11 protein-coding genes and 1 tRNA gene are annotated in these 17153 nt (G+C 70.2%); 2 read left to right on the forward strand and 10 right to left on the reverse strand.

Translation table 11 applies throughout. The features are described 5' to 3' along the window. Positions 1-48: 48 nt before the first annotated feature. Entirely contained in the window at positions 49-3411 is a 3363-nt protein-coding gene (locus tag ACFJGU_RS03325; RefSeq protein WP_382307628.1) for an aminotransferase class III-fold pyridoxal phosphate-dependent enzyme, read from the forward strand. A gap of 7 nt (positions 3412-3418) precedes the next feature. On the opposite strand, the gene ACFJGU_RS03330 is transcribed toward ACFJGU_RS03325, so the two are convergent. After that, positions 3419-4885 carry an NAD-dependent succinate-semialdehyde dehydrogenase gene (locus tag ACFJGU_RS03330; RefSeq protein ID WP_382307630.1) on the reverse strand — a complete coding sequence of 489 codons (1467 nt, stop codon included), beginning with the start codon at positions 4883-4885 and terminating at the stop codon, positions 3419-3421. Positions 4886-5025: 140 nt separating this feature from the next. Between ACFJGU_RS03330 and ACFJGU_RS03335 the strand changes: the two genes are divergently transcribed. Beyond that, on the forward strand, positions 5026-6582 hold the full coding sequence (locus ACFJGU_RS03335; protein ID WP_382307632.1) for a PucR family transcriptional regulator ligand-binding domain-containing protein: 1557 nt from the start codon (positions 5026-5028) through the stop codon (positions 6580-6582). Here the strand turns inward: ACFJGU_RS03335 and ACFJGU_RS03340 are convergent. The 9 genes from ACFJGU_RS03340 to topA form a co-directional block, all read right to left on the reverse strand. Beyond that, on the reverse strand, positions 6551-7150 hold the full coding sequence (locus tag ACFJGU_RS03340; protein WP_382307634.1) for an isochorismatase family protein: 600 nt from the start codon (positions 7148-7150) through the stop codon (positions 6551-6553). The genes ACFJGU_RS03335 and ACFJGU_RS03340 overlap by 32 nt on opposite strands. A 50-nt stretch (positions 7151-7200) precedes the next feature. After that, entirely contained in the window at positions 7201-8721 is a 1521-nt protein-coding gene (gene dacB, locus ACFJGU_RS03345) for a D-alanyl-D-alanine carboxypeptidase/D-alanyl-D-alanine-endopeptidase (RefSeq protein WP_382307636.1), read from the reverse strand. A 72-nt stretch (positions 8722-8793) separates the two neighbouring features. Further along, on the reverse strand, positions 8794-9777 hold the full coding sequence (locus ACFJGU_RS03350) for a Gfo/Idh/MocA family protein (RefSeq protein ID WP_382307638.1): 984 nt from the start codon (positions 9775-9777) through the stop codon (positions 8794-8796). Between the two features lie 75 nt (positions 9778-9852). Beyond that, positions 9853-9928, reverse strand: a tRNA-Thr gene (locus ACFJGU_RS03355). A 102-nt stretch (positions 9929-10030) separates the two neighbouring features. Beyond that, positions 10031-10696 carry a TetR family transcriptional regulator gene (locus ACFJGU_RS03360; RefSeq protein ID WP_382307640.1) on the reverse strand — a complete coding sequence of 222 codons (666 nt, stop codon included), beginning with the start codon at positions 10694-10696 and terminating at the stop codon, positions 10031-10033. Positions 10697-10807: 111 nt separating this feature from the next. Then, on the reverse strand, positions 10808-12400 hold the full coding sequence (locus ACFJGU_RS03365) for an alpha/beta hydrolase (RefSeq protein WP_382307642.1): 1593 nt from the start codon (positions 12398-12400) through the stop codon (positions 10808-10810). Continuing rightward, positions 12397-13593, reverse strand: coding sequence for a DNA polymerase III subunit delta' (locus ACFJGU_RS03370; RefSeq protein ID WP_382307644.1), 1197 nt, complete (start codon positions 13591-13593; stop codon positions 12397-12399). Before ACFJGU_RS03370 ends, ACFJGU_RS03365 begins: the two co-directional genes overlap by 4 nt. Before the next feature lie 9 nt (positions 13594-13602). Then, positions 13603-14235: a dTMP kinase gene (gene tmk / locus ACFJGU_RS03375; RefSeq protein WP_382307646.1), complete on the reverse strand. Its 633-nt coding sequence runs from the start codon at positions 14233-14235 to the stop codon at positions 13603-13605. Then, positions 14232-17051 carry a type I DNA topoisomerase gene (gene topA, locus ACFJGU_RS03380; RefSeq protein ID WP_382307647.1) on the reverse strand — a complete coding sequence of 940 codons (2820 nt, stop codon included), beginning with the start codon at positions 17049-17051 and terminating at the stop codon, positions 14232-14234. The genes tmk and topA overlap by 4 nt, the downstream gene beginning before the upstream one ends. Positions 17052-17153: the final 102 nt, after the last annotated feature.

Consider the following 17153-nt stretch of genomic DNA (forward strand, 5'->3'; position numbering starts at 1 on the left):
CAACCAGGCTTGATGCGCGGTGTCAAGAGCGGATGCCAAGATGGTGGCGTGACCGCACCTTCGCTCGTGCCTCCGCAGCCCGGCCCGCGCAGCTTCGCCGAGGCGATCACCCCGGCGCCGGCGGTGGACGCGGCATCCGCTTCCCACGTGGCGGCGGCCGTCTTCGGGGTGCCCGGGATGGTCGCGGCGCTGGGGAGCCAGCACGACGCGAACTTCCTGCTCGAAGCGACCGACGGGCGGCGCCTGTTGCTGAAGTTCGCGCATCCGTCCACGACCGCGGCGGAACTCACCGCCCAGTCTCTCGCGGCGGAGCGGTTCGGCTCGCTGGCCGCTGACATCGCCGCCCCGCGCACACACCGGGCGCTCGACGGCGCCTTCGTGAGCGCGGTGCCGCTCGGCGCCGGCGGATCACCCCTGATGGTGCGGATGCTCGACTTCGTCTCGGGCACTCCCCTGTCGGGGTCGCAGTACCTGGCGCCGTCCGTCGTCGCACAGCTCGGCGCCTACGCGGCCCGGTCGCTGCTCACGCTGGTGGGGTTCGAGCATCCGGGAACCCGGCGCGAGCTCGAGTGGGACCTGCGGAACGCCGGCCGGGTCGTCGACGATCTGCTGCCCGCGGTGGCCGACGCGACACTGGCGGGGCGCCTGCGGTCGGCGATGTCGACGTGCTCGGAGACGCTGGCCGGACTCTCCGACGATCTGCCGCTCCAGGTCATCCACGGGGACATCACCGACGACAACGTGGTGGCGCGGGCGTCGGTACCGGGCGGCCGGCTGGAGCCATGCGGCATCATCGATTTCGGCGACGTCATGTCGAGCTGGGCCGTGGCGGAGCTCGCTGTGACGTGCTCGTCGGTGCTCCACCATCACGGGGCGTCCGCGGTGTCGATCCTTCCGGCCGTGCGGGCATTCCAGGCGCTGCGGCCGTTGTCGTCGGCGGAGGCGGATGCACTGTGGCCGCTCGTGGTGGCACGGGCGGCGACCCTCGTCGTGAGCGCCCACCACGCGGCGGCGACCGACCCGTCGAACGAGTACACCCGCGCCAACGCCGCCCACGAGCACCGCATCTTCGACGTGGCGACGAGCGTGCCGATGCGCGTGATGAGCGCGTTGGTGCGTCGGGCGGCGGGCTTCGCCCCCGCGTCTTCGCCGCAGCTGCCCGCGACCACGCATCCGCTGCTGCCGGGACTCGCCCGCGCGGCGGTGCGATTCATTGACCTCTCCTCCGCGAGCGACGCCCTGGCCGCCGGACTCTTCGAGTCGCCGGACGCCGAGCGCCTCGTCGCATCCCGCGCCCTCCGCGACGGGGCTGGCGATGGCGGCGCCGTCGGCGACAGCGACGAGACCGTCAGGGCGCGCGAGACGGGCACCGGCACCGGCCCAGGCGAAGCGGATGAGACCGTCGGCGGCACCCGCACCGGCCCAGGCGAAGCGGATGAGACCGTCACCGGCACCGGCACCGGCCTCCGTCTCGGCAACGCGGGCGAGGCCGTCGGAGTTCGCGCCGCGGCGACACGGTTCGGCGAGCGTCGACTCACGCGCTCGTTCCGCGAGTCGCCGGTCGCGCATCCGTGCGCAGCATTGTGCGTGGAGGTGACGCTCTCTGAACCGGGCCAGGCCGTGCACGCACCCTGGTCCGGCATCCTGACCCGCGCCGGAGGGCCCGACGCCCCTCTCCGCCTCATCGCCGCCGACGGCCTCACCCTCGAGCTCGCCGGCCTCGCCCTCCCCGACCTTGCCCTCCACCTGTCGGCGCCAGGAGGCCCCGCCACCGTCCCGGTACCGTCCTCCTCCACCCGCCGCGGCGCCACGGTGGCCGCCGACGCCCCACCTCCACCCTCCCCGAACACCGAGGCCGGGACGTCCGTCCGCGCGGGCGACGTGCTCGGCACCACCGTGGCAGAGGTACCGCTGGCCGTGCGAGTGCTGACCGGCGACGTCGATCCCGAGGAAGCGCCGTGGTTCACCACCCCGGAGCTGCTGCCCGGCTGGCTCCCCTTCGTGCTCGATCCCACCCCGCTGCTCACGGGCATCGCCCCCGATGACGGTCCGGTTCCGCAAACGTGGCGTCATCCGACGCCTGGAGGGCGCCAGACGGCGTCAGGTTTGCGGAATCCGACGCAGGACGACGCCGCCGCGCTCCTCGAGCGGCGCGCGCAGCACCTCGCAGCGGTGCAGGAGCACTACTTCGCCGATCCCCCCGAGATCGAGCGCGGCTGGCGCCACCACCTCTACGACACCGACGCCCGCCCCTACCTCGACATGGTGAACAACGTCGCCGCGGTCGGCCACGCGCATCCGCGTATCGCCGACGCCGTCGCCCGTCAGCTGAACCTGCTCAACACGAACTCCCGCTTCAACTACGCGTCGATCGCCGAGTTCTCCGAGCGGTTGGCCGACCTGCTGCCCGATCCGCTCGACACCGTCTTCCTCGTCAACAGCGGCACCGAGGCCGTCGACCTCGCGCTGCGCATCTCCTGGGCCTGGTCGGGCCGCCGCGACGTGGTGGCCGTGCGCGAGGCCTACCACGGGTGGTCGGATGCCGCGGACGCGGTCTCGACCTCCGTCGCCGACAACCCCCAGGCGCTCGAGACACGGCCGCCGTGGGTGCACACGCTCGACGCCCCGAACGCCTATCGCGGCCGCTACCGAGGCGCCGACGCGCGGCGCTACGCCGTCGATGCCGTGGCGACGATCCAGCGGCTCCAGGCCGACGACCACGCCCCCGCCACCTTCATCGCCGAGGCGTTCTACGGCAACGCGGGCGGCATGCCGCTCCCCGACGACTACCTCCGAAACGTCTACCCCGCCATCCGGGCCGCCGGCGGGCTCTGCATCGCCGACGAGGTACAGGTCGGCTACGGCCGCCTCGGCGAGTTCTTCTGGGGGTTCGAACAGCAGGGCGTGCTGCCCGACATCGTCACCGTGGCCAAAGCGATGGGCAACGGGCATCCGCTCGGCGCCGTGATCACGACCCGCGCCATCGCCGACCGCTACCGGTCGCAGGGCTACTTCTTCTCCTCCGCGGGCGGCAGCCCGGTGAGCTCGGTGGTCGGCACGACAGTGCTCGACATCCTCGCCGACGAGGGGCTGCAGCAGAATGCCCGCGTGGTCGGCTCCCACCTGAAGCACCGGCTGGAGTCGCTGGCCGACAAGCACGACCTGATCGGCGCGGTGCACGGCCTCGGCCTCTACCTCGGCGTCGAACTCGTGCGCGACCGCGACACCCGCGAGCCGGCCGACGTCGAGACGGCGATGATCTGCGAGCGGATGCGCGAGCTCGGCGTGATCGTGCAGCCCACCTCCGACCGCCAGTGCGTGCTCAAGATCAAGCCCCCGATGACCCTCACGGTCGAGAGCGCCGACTACTTCGCCGACGCCCTCGACACCGTGCTCACCCACGGCTGGTAGGTACCGATCAGGAGTTGGGGATGAGCGTGTACTTCGTCGAGAGGTACTCGTGGATGCCCTCGAGTCCGCCTTCGCGGCCGAGGCCCGACTGCTTCACACCACCGAACGGCGCCGCCGCGTTCGAGATGACGCCGACGTTGAGGCCCATCATGCCCGTGTCGAGTTTCTCGATCATCCGCTGCCCGCGGGCCAGGCTCTCGGTGAAGACGTAGCTCACCAGGCCGTACTCGGTGTCGTTGGCGAGCCGCACGGCCTCGTCTTCGTCGTCGAACTCGACCACGCTCACGACCGGGCCGAAGATCTCCTCGCGCAGGATCTCGCTGTCGGCCGGCACGTTCGTGACAACGGTGGGCTCGTAGAAGCTGCCCTGGCCCTCGATCCGGTGACCGCCGGCGACGAGGGTCGCGCCGCGGGAGACGGCATCCTGCACCAGCTCGTCGGCCTTGTCGACCGCGTCGTCGTTGATCAGCGGCCCGATGTTCACGCCCTCTTCGGTGCCGCGGCCGATGCGGAACGCCGTCACTCTCTCGGCCACCCGGCGCGAGAACTCGGCCGACACCGCGCGATGCACGATGAAGCGGTTCGCCGCGGTGCAGGCCTGCCCGATGTTGCGGAACTTGGCGAGCAGGGCGCCCTCCACCGCCTTGTCGAGATCGGCGTCCTCGAACACCACGAAGGGGGCGTTTCCGCCGAGCTCCATCGAGGTGCGCAGCACGTTCTCGGAGGCCTGCTTCATCAGCGCGCGGCCCACACCGGTCGATCCGGTGAAGCTGAGCTTGCGCAGCCGCGGGTCGGCGATGATCGGCGCCGACACGGCGTTCGACGTCGAGGTGGTGATCACGTTGACCACGCCGGCCGGGAGCCCGGCCTCTTCGAGCAGACGCGCGATGTAGAGGGTGGTGAGGGGCGTGAGCGTGGCGGGCTTCACCACCACTGTGCATCCCGCGGCGAGCGCCGGCGCGATCTTCCGCGTGGCCATCGCGAGCGGGAAATTCCAGGGCGTGATGAGGAACGAGGGACCGACGGGCCGCTGCGAGACGACCATCTGACCGGTGCCCTCGGGATTACTGCCGTAGCGGCCGGAGATCCGCACCGCCTCCTCGCTGAACCACCGCAGGAACTCGCCGCCGTAGGCGACTTCGCCCGCGGCCTCGGCGAGCGGCTTGCCCATCTCCATGGTCATGAGCAGCGCGACGTCGTCTTTGCGTTCCTGGAGCAGGTCGAAGGCTCCGCGCAGGATCTCGCCGCGCGTCCGCGGAGCGGTGGCGGCCCACTCGTCGGCGACCGCCACAGCGGCATCGAGTGCCCGGATGCCGTCTTCGGGCGTGGCGTCGGCGATCGACTTCAGCACGGAACCAGTGGCGGGGTCGTAGACGTCGATGGTCTTTCCGCTCGACGACGCGATCCACTTGCCGCCGATGAAGAGGCGGTCGGGCACGGATGCGAGAACGTCGGCCTCGGATGCTGCGCTCATGTCGGTTCCTTTCGAAGGTTCGGCTGTCGAAATTCGGGCTCAGTCCGACCGTACGCCCGGAGCGCACACCCACGGCTTGCCCTTCTGGCAGATGACCCGAATATGGTTGCCAGAATGGCAACAGGCTCTAGGATCGGACCGTGCCCGCCACCCTCAGCGCCCTCGTGGCCCACGAACCGTTCCACCTGCGGGTCGTCGTTCCCGCCTCCGCCCCCACGGTCGAGGTGCACTGGGCGCACGGCTCCGACCTCGACGATCCCACCCCGTTCCTCAGCGCCGGGCAGCTGCTGCTCACCACCGGCCGGCAATTCTCGGGCGCGGTGCCGCAGCTCGTCGACGACTACGTCGCCCGCCTCCTCGCCGCGGGCGTGGTGGCGCTCGGCTTCGGAACGGAGGTGGTGCAGAGCGGCACCCCGCCCGAACTCGTGCGCGCCTGCCGCCGCCAGGGCCTTCCTCTGCTCGAGGTGCCGTATCGCACGCCGTTCATCGCCATCAGCCGCTGGGTGGCGGATGCGCAGGCCGCCGACGCGCGCGCCCGTCTCGACTGGGCGCTCGAGGCGCAGCGGGCGGTCTCGCTCGCCACCCTCGGCAACGGCGGACTCACTTCTGCGGTGGCGAAGGCCGCCGAGCGGCTGAGCTGCGACATCGCGGTCTTCGACCCGGATGCCGACGTCCTCGTCTCGTCGCCTGGTGGCGCATCCGCTCCTCGGGAGCGCTTCGCCGACCTCGTTCCCGAGGCGAAGCGCCTGCTGCGCGCCGGCAGCCGCTCGCGCGCCGATGTCGACGCCACCGACCACGCGATCGTGCAGACCCTGGGTGGCACCCGGCGCATCCGGGGCGTTCTCGTCGCCCGTCGCGCTCAGCCGTTCGACCGCACCGACCTCTCGGTGCTCACCACCCTCACGGCCCTCGCCGAGGTGTCGCTCGAGCAGGGGCAGGTGGTGCGCACGAGCCTCCGCTCGCTCGCCGAGCAACTCTTCGAGTTGCTGCGCGACGGACAGGTGGCCGTGGTGCGGCGCGCCACCGAGTCGATCCCGGTGTCGATGCCCGACGACCGCTTCCGCGTGGTCACCCTCGACGCCGACCAGGGGGCGCCCGGCCTCGTCGACCAGCTCGAGCGCCGAGCGTTCGCGACCGCGAGCGGCCTCTTCCTGGTGCATCGCGGCGGCCGCGTGCTGCTGCTGGTCGACGAGCGCCGCTGGGAGTCGGTGCGACGGATGCTCGACGCCCGCGAGGCGCGAGCCGGCGTCTCCGAGACAGTCGGCTGGCCGGCACTCGACCTGGGGCTCGGGCAGTCCGCGCAAGCGCTCGACGCGGCGGGCGCCGGCGAGATCGGCGAGTTCGGCGAACTCGCCGCGCGCAACTTCCTCGGCCTCTTCGACGCGGGGGCGGTGGCGAACATCGCCCGGGTGCGCCTCGACGAGGTGCTCACGCGGCCCGACGGCGAAGAACTCCTCGAACAGGCGGAGGCCTGGCTCCGCCACAACGGACAGTGGGACCCGGCGGCCCGTGAGCTCGGCCTCCACCGGCACAGCCTCAAGGCCCGCATTGCCGCACTAGGCGCCGCCCTCGACCTCGATCTCGACGCCTTCGCCGATCGCGCCGAACTCTGGGCCCTGCTCACCGCAGCGGGTGTGGGCTCCGTCGACGACCCGTTTTCCCCCGCTACGGCACGCGCTCCACGAGGTCGGAGGTGATGAGGTCGGCGCCCGCGTGCGCGAGTTCGGCGATGGCCGCGCGCGACGCCTCCGGTGAGACCCCCGCCACGAGGTCGGTGAGGATGCGCACGTGCCGGCCGTGCTCGATCGCGTCGAGCGCCGAGGCGCGCACGCAGTAATCGGTGGCGAGCCCGGCCACGTCGACCTCGGTGATCCCGTTCGCGTCGAGAAGCTCGTGCACGGTGCCGCCCTCTTCGGTGGTTCCCTCGTAGATCGAGTAGGCGGGCTGACCCTGGCCTTTTCGCACGTGGTGGTCGATCGCATCCGTTGTCAGCTGGTCGTGGTACTCGGCGCCCGGCGTGCCGGCCACGCAGTGCACCGGCCAGGTGGACTCGAAGTCGGGCTCCGCATCCGTGGCGAAATGGCCGCCGTTGTCGTTGTCGGGGTCGTGCCAGTCGCGGGAGGCGATCACGAAGTCGTAGGCGTCGGGATGCGCCGACAGGAGCGCCGAGATGCCCTCGGCCACGGCGGTACCGCCCTCGACGCCGAGCGCGCCGCCCTCGATGAAATCGTTCTGCACGTCGATGATGAACAATGCTCTCGACATCGTCTTCTCCGTCTTGTCCGGGTGAAGTGGATGCCTCGATTTTACGTCGCTCAGTTGTTCGACAGGCCGTTTCCGCACGCATAGACGGCTGTGGTGAGGGTGTCGATCGCGTCCTTGGCGCTGTCGCCGACATCGTCGAGCGCGAAGAACGCGAAGGTCAGCACGGTGCCGTCCGAGGCGTTGATGATTCCGGAGAGGGTGTAGCCGGTGTCGATCCAGCCGGTCTTCGCGATGACGTTGCCGGCCGCCGGCGAGCCCCCGAACCGGCCGGCGAGCGTGCCGCTCTGGCCGGCGACCGGAAGGCCGTCGTAGATGACACCGAGGTTGCCCTCGCGGGCGTTGATCTTGACGAAGAGCTGGGTGAGGAAGTTCGGCGAGACGCCGTTGTCGTCGCTGAGTCCCGATCCGTCGACGATGGTGAGCTTGCTCGTGTCGAGGCCGTAGGTGGCCAGGGCCTGCGGGATGGCGGTCTGCAGTGCGGCGAAGTCGTTGCCGACGCCGAGCTTCACGGCCACGAGCCGCGCGAGCATCTCGGCCTCGGTGTTGTCGGAGCGCTGGAGCGCATCCGGGATCATCGTCGACACCGGCGCCGACAGCACCTGGCCGAGCTGCGGCGCTCCGGCCGTGGCGAGACCTTCGGCGAGCGAGGCGTTCGGGGCGCCCAGCGCGAGGGCGAGCGCCTGGCCGGCGCGCAGTACGGCGTTGTCGCTGCGGGTGGAGACGTTGGCGGAGGGATCGGCGCGGTCGCCGTCGACCTGGAGGCCGGTGACCTCGGAGGAGTAGCCGTCGACCTGCTCCTTGCGGTTCCAGGACGGCTGCCAGCGATCGCCGGAGAAGACGCTGGCATCCATCACGATCGAGGTGATCGGCGTGCCGGCGGTCGACGGATCGGCGTCCCAGGCCGCGTTCACCTGCGCGGCGAGGTCGAGCATGCTCGCCGCGCCGGGGTAGATGTTGGACGAACCGCTGGCGAGGGTGATGTCGCCGCCGCCGACGAGCACCACCTGACCGGGTTCGGTGCCCTTCACGACCGTGGTGGGCACCTGGTAGTCGGGGCCGAGCACGGCGAGCGCGGCGGAGCTGGAGAGCACCTTCATGACGCTGGCGGTGCGGGCGTAGGTGTCGGCCCCGCGGTCGAAGAGCACCTCGCCGGTGGCCGCGTTGCGCACGGCGCCGAGAAAGGTGCCGAGCCGCCCGTCGGTGGCGAGGTCGGCGACCGAGCAGGTGCGCAGGAGCGCGGGGCCGGGCGCCGCTGCGGGCTGCGGGCGCGCCTCGGGCGTGGGTGTCGGAGTCGGCGTGGGGGTGGGCGTCGGCGTGTTGCTCGTGGCGACGACCACGGGGGCCGCTTCGGGGCCGGTGGCGCCGATGGCCGCTCCGGCGGCAAAGGCGCCCCCGCCGAGGACGAGCAGGGCGGCGGCGGCCGCCGAGGCGAGCCAGACACGGGGATGGCGGCGCACGAGTGCCCAGAACCCGGGCGTGGTACTCGCGGTCGCGACCGGGGCCGTCCCGCCGGCGTCGGGCTGCTCCGCGCGCGCCTGTGCCTCGCGGATTTCACGCCGCGTCCGAGGCACCCCTGAATCCGACACCTCAGCCATGGTACGCGTCGAACCCCGAAGAGTCACCCGAGCGGGGGTCAGGCGGCGTCACTCGCCGGGGTAGTGCAGGCCGATCTGCTCGCGCACCTCGTCGAGCACCCGCATGATGGCGACGGACTGCGTCAGCGGCATCAGCGGGCTCTCCTTCTCCCCTGCGGCGATCACGCGTTCGATCTCGAGGGCTTCGTACTGCATCCCGCGCGACACGACCGGCTGCTCGAACCGCTCGATCACCGCGTGCTGCGAGTCGTAGACGGTGAAGCTCGTGGCGTCGTACCACCAGCGGTCGATGTCGATCCAGCCGTCGGTTCCGATGACCGCCCCGCGCACGGGGCCTGCCGCGTCGACGGCGCTCTGCGAGATGGACTGGCGCCCGCCCTCGTGCTCGAAGATGAGGGCCGTCTGTCGGTCGACACCGGTGGGCGTCATGCTCGCGCTGGCCAGCACCCGCGTCGGAAGACCGAGGATGTCGACCGCGAACGAGACCGGGTAGATGGCCAGGTCGAGCAGGCCCCCACCACCGAGGGCGGGGTTGTTGATGCGATGGTCCGGGTCGGACGGCAGCTTCTGTCCGTGATCGGCGATGACGGTGCGCACGTCGCCGAGCGTTCCCGCGGCGATGATCTCGCGGATGCGCACCATATGGGGCAGGAAACGCGTCCACATCGCCTCCATCACCACGACGTCGGCCTGCGCCGCCGCGTCGGCGACCCGCTGAGCCTCGGCGCCGTTCAGGGTGAACGCCTTCTCGACGAGCACGTGCTTCCCGGCAGCGATCGCCAGCAGGGCGTTCTCGGCGTGGAAGGTGTGCGGCGTCGCCACGTAGACCACGTCGACCGACGGATCGGCGACCAGTGCCTCGTAACTCCCGTGCGCGGCCGCGATGCCGAACCGCTCGGCGAAGGCATCCGCCGACTCCTGGGTGCGCGAACCGACGGCGGTGACGGTGAGGCCCGTGGCGAGCAGGTCTTTCACGAAGCTGTCGGCGATCCCGCCGGTTCCGAGAATTCCCCAGCGGATGGACTGCGACATCGGTGACTCCACTCGTGCGATTTGCGTTCAGAGACGACAGAAGCCCGGAGATCCGGGCTTCTTGTGTGGTCGGAGTGGGGCCGCCTCCGGGAATCGAACCCGGGACCTATTCATTACGAGTGAATCGCTCTGCCGACTGAGCTAAGGCGGCCTGGCCTCGCGAACTGGCGCTCGGCACAGCAACAAAGCATAGCCGATCCGTGAGGCCCCCGCGGACACCATCGCCGACCGGCCGCCGACGCCCGCTGGTGAGTCAGACGCGCTCGGGAACCCCGACCACGTCACGCAACCGCTGATAGGACCGCATCACCAGGTCGGGCAGCGATGCGGTGTCCGGATGCTCGGCCCACGCCACCCAGGCGGAGCGCGCCAAGGTGAGCGAGAGCAGCCCGACCAGGCGGGCCCGCTCCGTGGCTTCGCTGAGGTCGAGGTCCTCGCCCCGCTTGCCGGCGTCCGTCTCCAGGCGGCGGACGACGGATGCGCACACCTCGGCTTCGAATTCCCGCATGCGGTCGATCTTCAGCGCGAAGATCTGCGGGTACTGGGTCATCAGGTTCCGCCGCAGCTCGTGCAGCTCAGGGTCGACACCGCCGTCTTCCGCGGCCTGGGCGGCCATGATGGCCATCAGGTCTTCGAGCGGATCGCCGTCGGGCCCGGCGTTCTCGAACGCCTCCGCGATCTCGTCGGTGAGCGCGAACGGGGCATCGCCGGCGAGCGAGGCCTCCTTCGACGGGAAGTAGTTGAAGAAGGTGCGCGGCGAGACGCCCGCGTCGCGGCTGATGTCTTCGATCGTGACCTGGTCGAGACCGTTCTCGGCCGTCAGACGGAGCACGGCGACCTGGATGGCGCGGCGTGTGGCACGCCTCTTGCGCTCGCGCAGACCGAGCTCCTCGGACTGCGGCTGACTACGGGCGGTCATGTATCGATTCTCGCAGACTTCGGGCGGGTCGATGCGTTTTCACAGAGTGCGGCACAGCAGCACACCGAGCAGCGTCAGCAACGCCGGCTGCGCCGCTCGACACGGCTCGGCTCAGCTCGAGCAGTTCGGATCGCTCGACGGAACCGTGCCCTCGAGGAAGTACGCGTCGACCACGTCGGCCACGCAGGTCGACGAGTTGTAGGCGGTGTGGCCCTCGCCCTGGAACGTCACCAGGTGGCCGTTCTCGAGCTGCCCGGCGAGCGCCTGCGCCCACTTGTACGGCGTGGCCGGGTCGCCGGTGGTGCCGACCACGAGGATCGGGCCGGAGCCTGCCGCGGTCACCGGGGCCGGAACCCGACGACTCGGGTAAGGCCATTGCGAGCACGCGACGTCGCCGTAGGTCCAGTACGGACCGACGGTGGGCGAGGCCTGCACCAGCTCGGCGTTCTGCTCGGCCACCACCGCCGGGTCGGTCACGGCCGGGTAGTCGGCGCAGGAGATCGCGGTGAACGACTCGATGAGGTTGTCGGCGTACGTGCCGTCGGGATTGCGGCTGTTGTAGGCATCCGCCAGCTGGAACGCGAAGTCGGCCTGGCCGTCTTCGACCGAGCTGAACAGGTCGTCGAGGTAGCTCCAGTTGTCGCGGTTGTAGAGGGGGAAGAAGATCGCGGTCAGGAGGTTGGAGGCACCGAGCTCGCGCCCGTCGCTGGCCCGCAACGGGCTCTTCTCCACCTGGGCGAGCAACTGCTGCACCTTGGTGAGCGCCTGATCGGCCGTGCCGTCGAACCAGCAGTCGGAGCCGCTCACGCAGTCTTGCAGGTAGGACTTCAGGGCGGCCTCGAAGGCGACCGCCTGCGAGATCGAGATGTCGAATCCGCTCGACGTCGGGTCTTCGGCGCCGTCGAGCACCATCCGGCCCACCTTGTCGGGGAAGTTCTCGGCGTATTCGGCGCCGAGGAAGGTGCCGTAGGAGTACCCGAGGTAGTTGAGTTTCTGGTCGCCGACTACGGCGCGCAGCATGTCGAGGTCGTGCGTGGTGCTGTCGGTGTCGATGAACTCCAGCAGCGCGCCGGTGTTCTGGGCGCACTTCTCGGCGAAGTCCTTCGACGCGGCCGTGTAGGCCTCGAGCCACTCCGCGGACCCACGCTCGCCCGGGATGATGTCGTAGAGGTACGCGTCGCGCTCCTCGTCGGTGAGGCAGTGCACGGCGTCGGAGTGCCCCGTTCCGCGGGGGTCGTAGCCGATCAGGTCGTAGCCGGCCTGGAGCGAGGGATGCGCCGCGAAGTCAGCAGACTGCTGCACCAGATCGAAGGCGGAGGCGCCGGGGCCGCCGGGGTTCACGAACAGGCTGCCCAGTTTCGTGCCGCCCGAGGCGGGCTTCTTGATCAGGGCGAGCGAGATGGTGTCACCACCGGGATTCGCCCAGTCGAGTGGCGCGGTGGCCGTGGCGCAGAAGAAGCCGGTGCCGCAGGACTCCCAATCGAGCACCTGACCGTAGAACGGCTGCAGCTCGGCCGGCACGTCTTCGCCGGTGGGCGTGGACGTCGCAGGCGCCGAGGTGGACGTGGCGCCCGAGAAACCGCTGAGCGGACCGGTGAACCAGGTGGCGCATCCGGAGAGCGCGAACAGGGCGGCCGTGGCGACCGCCAGCGCGGCGACGGCGCGTCTCGCGGGGGTTCGTCGACTCCGTGTCTTTGGGATCACCGGGCAACCTTTCGTGAGGCGGAACGGCCCGCCTCGGCGAGCGTGATCAGCATGGCTTCGAGCGCGAGGGCCGGAGCCACGTTAGCGGCAATCCTCCGACGTGCGTCGGAGATCGCGTCCATCGCGGCGAGGGTCGATGACGAATCGTTATTCTCCGCCATCCGCCGCACCTCGGCCGAGATCGCCTCGTTCACCAGTTCGACGCGGGCGCCCAACTGCAGCAGCACGATGTCCCGGTAGAGCGAGAGCAGGTCGGTGAGGATGCGGTCGATGCCGTCGCGGAGACTGCGCGTCGCCCGCCGCTTCTGATCGTCTTCGAGCGACTTGATCTGCGAGCGGAGGCCGGGTGGGATGGCCTGACCCGGTTCGATGCCGAGCGAGCGCAGGGCAGCGGCGCGCTCCTCCGCATCCCGCTCTTCGGTGATCGCCTGGGCGTCGGCACCGGCGATCTCGAGCAACTTCGCGGCGCCGCGCACCGCGTCGCCCACCGAGGCGACGGAGAGGGCGAGCTCGATGGTCTCCGCGCGCCGGGCGCGCGCCTCGTCGTTGGTGGCGAGCCGGTGGGCCATGCCGATGTGGCTCTGCGACTCGCGAGCCGCGCGCTCGGCCGTCTCGGCGTCGACCCCGTCGCGCTTGACCAGCAGGGCCGCCACGTCGTCGGTGCTCGGCACCCGCAGGCGCACGGACCGCACGCGCGACCGGATGGTGGGGAGCAGATCGGCTTCGCTCGGCGCGCAGAGGATCCAGACCGTGCGCTCCGGCGGCTCCTCGAGCGCCTTCAGCAGCACGTTCGACGTGCGTTCGGCCATCCGGTCGGCGTCTTCGATGACCACGACGCGGTACCGCGCGACCGAGGGGGAGAACTGGGACGACGAGACCAGCTTGCGCACCTCGTCGATCGTGATGACCACGCGATCGGTGGCGAGGATCGCGAGATCCGGATGCGTGCGGGCGGCCACCTGGCGGCAGTCGGCGCAGACGCCGCAGCCGCCGTCGCGGCAGAGCAGCGCGGAGGCGAAGGCATAGGCGAGGTTCGAGCGGCCCGAACCGGGCGGGCCGGTGATGAGCCAGGAATGGGTCATCGAATCGGGTGCGTCGACGGCCTGGCCGACGGGCACGGCGGAGCTCTCGGCGGCCGCGCGGAACACCTCGATGGCGGCCCCTTGGCCCGTGAGGTCGTCCCAGACGGTCATGGTTTCAATCTACTGGGGGCGTCTGACAAGGAGCTCCTCGACCCGTGCCCGGATGACCGTCGCGATCTCCTCGGGCGGGAGCGCCGCATCCACGACCAGGAAGCGTTCGGGTTCGGCGGCGGCGAGCGCGAGGAAGGACTCGCGCACCCGACGGTGGAAGTCGCTCTTCTCGGCTTCGAGGCGGTCGAAGCGCTTGTTCGCTCCGTCGAGACGTGCGCGGGCGGCATCCTCGTCGAGATCGAGCAGGATCGTCACGTCAGGCAGCAGTCCTTCGGCGGCCCAGAGGGAGAGGTCGCGGATCTCCGCCGCATCCAGCACGCGGCCGGCGCCCTGGTAGGCGACCGAGGAGTCGAGGTAGCGGTCCTGCACCACGATCTCGCCGCGCTCGAGGGCCGGCCGCACCTTCGTGGCGATGTGCTGGGCGCGGTCGGCGGCGTAGAGGAGGGCCTCGGCGCGCGGCGAGATGTGGCCACGGCTGTGCAGCACGATCTCACGCACCTCGGTGCCGAACTCGGTGCCGCCCGGCTCGCGGGTGCGCACGACCGTGCGGCCGAGCTCGGTGAGCCACGTTTCCAGGATCTCGGCCTGGGTCGACTTTCCGGAGCCGTCTCCGCCCTCGAGCGTGATGAACACGCCGTTCACTTCTTCGGGGCGGCCTTCCGTGCGGGCGCCTTGCGCGCCGCGGGCTTCTTGGCGGCGCCGGCCTTCGGCTTCGCCGGGCCCTTCGCGCGCTTGTCGGCCAGCAGCTGCACGGCCCGCTCGAAGTCGATCTCCTCGACGGTCTCACCGCGCGGGATGGTCGCGTTGGTGGTGCCGTCGGTCACATACGGACCGAACCGGCCGTCTTTCACCTTGATCGGTTTGCCGCTCACGGGGTCGGCCTCGAACTCCTTGAGAGCCGAAGACGCCTGACGCCCACCGTACTTCGGCTGGGCGAACAGCTCGAGCGCGCCGGGCAGATCGATCTCGAAGATGAGGTCTTCGCTGGTGAGAGAGCGCGTGTCCGTGCCCTTCTTGAGGTAGGGGCCGAACTTGCCTCCCTGCGCGGTGATCGGCTCGCCCGACTCGGGGTCCTCGCCGACGGTCCTCGGCAGGTTGAGCAGGCGGAGCGCGGTGTCGAGGTCGATGGTCGCGAGATCCATCGACTTGAACAGGGATGCGGTGCGCGGCTTCACCGCAGCGGCCGCCTTCTTCGCGGCGGGCTTCTTGGCCGGGGCTTTCTTCGTCGCCGTGGTGGTCGAGGCATCGCCCTCGGGAGCGGGGGCGACCGCAGGCGTGGATGCCGCGGCGGGCGCTTCCGGAACCACGGGCTCGAGTTCCGTGACGTAGGGGCCGAACCGGCCGTCCTTCGCCACGATCTCCTTGCCGTTCTCGGGATTCACACCGATGACGCGGTCGGTCACCACGGGGGCGTCGACGAGTTCGCGCGCCTTCTCCGGGGTGAGCTCGTCGGGCGCCAGGTCTTGCGGGAGGTTGACGCGCCGCGGTGCGGCCTCGATGTCGCCGGAGGGATCGAGCACCTCGAGGTAGGGGCCGTACTTGCCGATGCGCAGCGTGATGTCGTCGGTGATCGCCACCGAGTTGACGGCCTTGGCGTCGATGTCTCCGAGGTTGTCGATCACATTGCGGAGCCCGGGGTGACCGTCGCTGCCGAAGTAGAAGCCGTTCAACCAGTCGACGCGGTCTTCTTCGCCGTCGGCGATCTTGTCGAGATCCGCCTCGAGTGCCGCGGTGAAGTCGTAGTCGACCAGATCGGCGAAGAAGTCTTCGAGCAGGCGCACCACCGAGAACGCGGTCCAACTCGGCACGAGCGCCTGGCCGCGCGGCGTGACGTAACCGCGGTCGATGATCGTCGAGATGATCGAGGCGTAGGTCGACGGGCGGCCGATGCCGAGTTCATCGAGCGCCTTCACCAGGCTCGCCTCGGTGTAGCGCGGGGGTGGGGTGGTGTCGTGGCCCGCGGCCTCGATGTCGACGGCGTCGAGCACCTGGCCCTCCTTCAGCGGGGGCAGCTTCGACTCGGTGGGCTCGTTCGAGGCGTTGCGTTCCTCGTCGCGCCCTTCCTCGTAGGCGTGCAGGAAGCCGCGGAAGGTGATGACGGTTCCGGATGCCGAGAACTCGGCCGTGGTCGGACCACCGAGCTCTTCGACCGTGACCGGACCGGCGGTGATCGTGACCGAGGCCGTCGACCCGCGCGCGTCGGCCATCTGAGAGGCCACGGTGCGCTTCCAGATCAGTTCGTAGAGCTTGAAGTCGTTGCCACGGAGGGCGGACGAGACCTCCGACGGCGTCTTGAAGACCTCGCCGGCCGGACGGATGGCCTCGTGCGCCTCTTGCGCGTTCTTGCCCTTGCCGCTGTAGAGACGCGGCTTGTCGGGGATGGTGTCGGCGCCGTAGAGCTTCGTGGCCTGGTTGCGCGCCGCCGTGATCGCCTGCTGCGAGAGCGAGGGCGAGTCGGTGCGCATATACGTGATGTAGCCGTTCTCGTAGAGCGACTGGGCGACGCTCATCGTCTGCCGCGCCGAGAACCGGAGCTTGCGCGAGGCCTCCTGCTGCAGGGTCGAGGTGGTGAACGGCGCGGCCGGGCGACGGGTGTACGGCTTCGATTCAAGGCTGGTGACGCGGATGTCGACACCGTCGGCCTCGAGGGCCTTCTTCAAGGCGTTCGCAGCGCTCTCGCCGAGGGCGACGGCCTTGCTCTTGAGCTTTCCCTGCTCGTCGTAGTCGCGACCGCTGGCCACGCGCTCGCCGTTCAGGCGAGCGAGCCGGGCCTCGAAGGAATCGGCGACCGACCCCTCGGCACCCTTCTCCGCGCCTTCGGGAGCGAGCACGGCGGTGAGGTCCCAGTAGTTCGCGCTCGTGAAGGCGAGACGCTCGCGCTCACGGTCGACCACGAGACGCGTGGCAGCGGACTGCACGCGACCGGCCGAGAGGCCCGGACCGACCTTGCGCCAGAGCACCGGGGAGACCTCGTAGCCGTAGAGACGGTCGAGGATGCGACGGGTCTCCTGGGCGTCGACGAGGGCGTCGTCGATCTGGCGGGTGTTGTCGCGGGCCGCTTCGATGGCCTCGCGGGTGATCTCGTGGAAGACCATGCGGTGCACGGGCACCTTGGGCTTCAGCACCTGCAGCAGATGCCACGCGATCGCCTCGCCTTCGCGGTCTTCATCAGTTGCGAGGTAGAGCTCGTCGGCGCCGGCGAGGGCCTTCTTGAGTTCGGCGACCGTCTTCTTCTTCGCGTCGGAGACGACGTAATAGGGCTCGAACTTGTTCTCGACGTCGACGGAGAACTTGCCGAGCGAGCCCTTCTTGAGCTCCGGCGGAAGGTTCTTGGGCTCGACGAGGTCGCGGATGTGTCCGACCGAGGCCATCACGTCGAAGCCCTCGCCCAGGTACTGGGCGATCGACTTCACCTTCGTCGGCGACTCGACGATGACGAGCTTTCTCGGGCTGGACAACTGTTCTCCTTATATATGTCACAAGGCGGCCGACGAGCTTCCGGAGCGACTCCGGGCGCCTTCGCGGCCGATGACGGACACGACTCATCCGTCAGGCACACC

Source organism: Herbiconiux sp. UC225_62 (genome assembly GCF_042694625.1).
Taxonomy (GTDB): domain Bacteria; phylum Actinomycetota; class Actinomycetes; order Actinomycetales; family Microbacteriaceae; genus Herbiconiux.

What these genes read in the sequence shown, in the direction of transcription:
- ACFJGU_RS03350 (WP_382307638.1), bottom strand. Translation starts at nt 9,777, where the DNA reads ATGTCGCAGTCCATCCGCTGGGGAATTCTCGGAACCGGCGGGATCGCC.
- ACFJGU_RS03370 (WP_382307644.1), bottom strand. Translation starts at nt 13,593, where the DNA reads ATGACCGTCTGGGACGACCTCACGGGCCAAGGGGCCGCCATCGAGGTG.
- ACFJGU_RS03360 (WP_382307640.1), bottom strand. Translation starts at nt 10,696, where the DNA reads ATGACCGCCCGTAGTCAGCCGCAGTCCGAGGAGCTCGGTCTGCGCGAG.
- ACFJGU_RS03340 (WP_382307634.1), bottom strand. Translation starts at nt 7,150, where the DNA reads ATGTCGAGAGCATTGTTCATCATCGACGTGCAGAACGATTTCATCGAG.
- ACFJGU_RS03330 (WP_382307630.1), bottom strand. Translation starts at nt 4,885, where the DNA reads ATGAGCGCAGCATCCGAGGCCGACGTTCTCGCATCCGTGCCCGACCGC.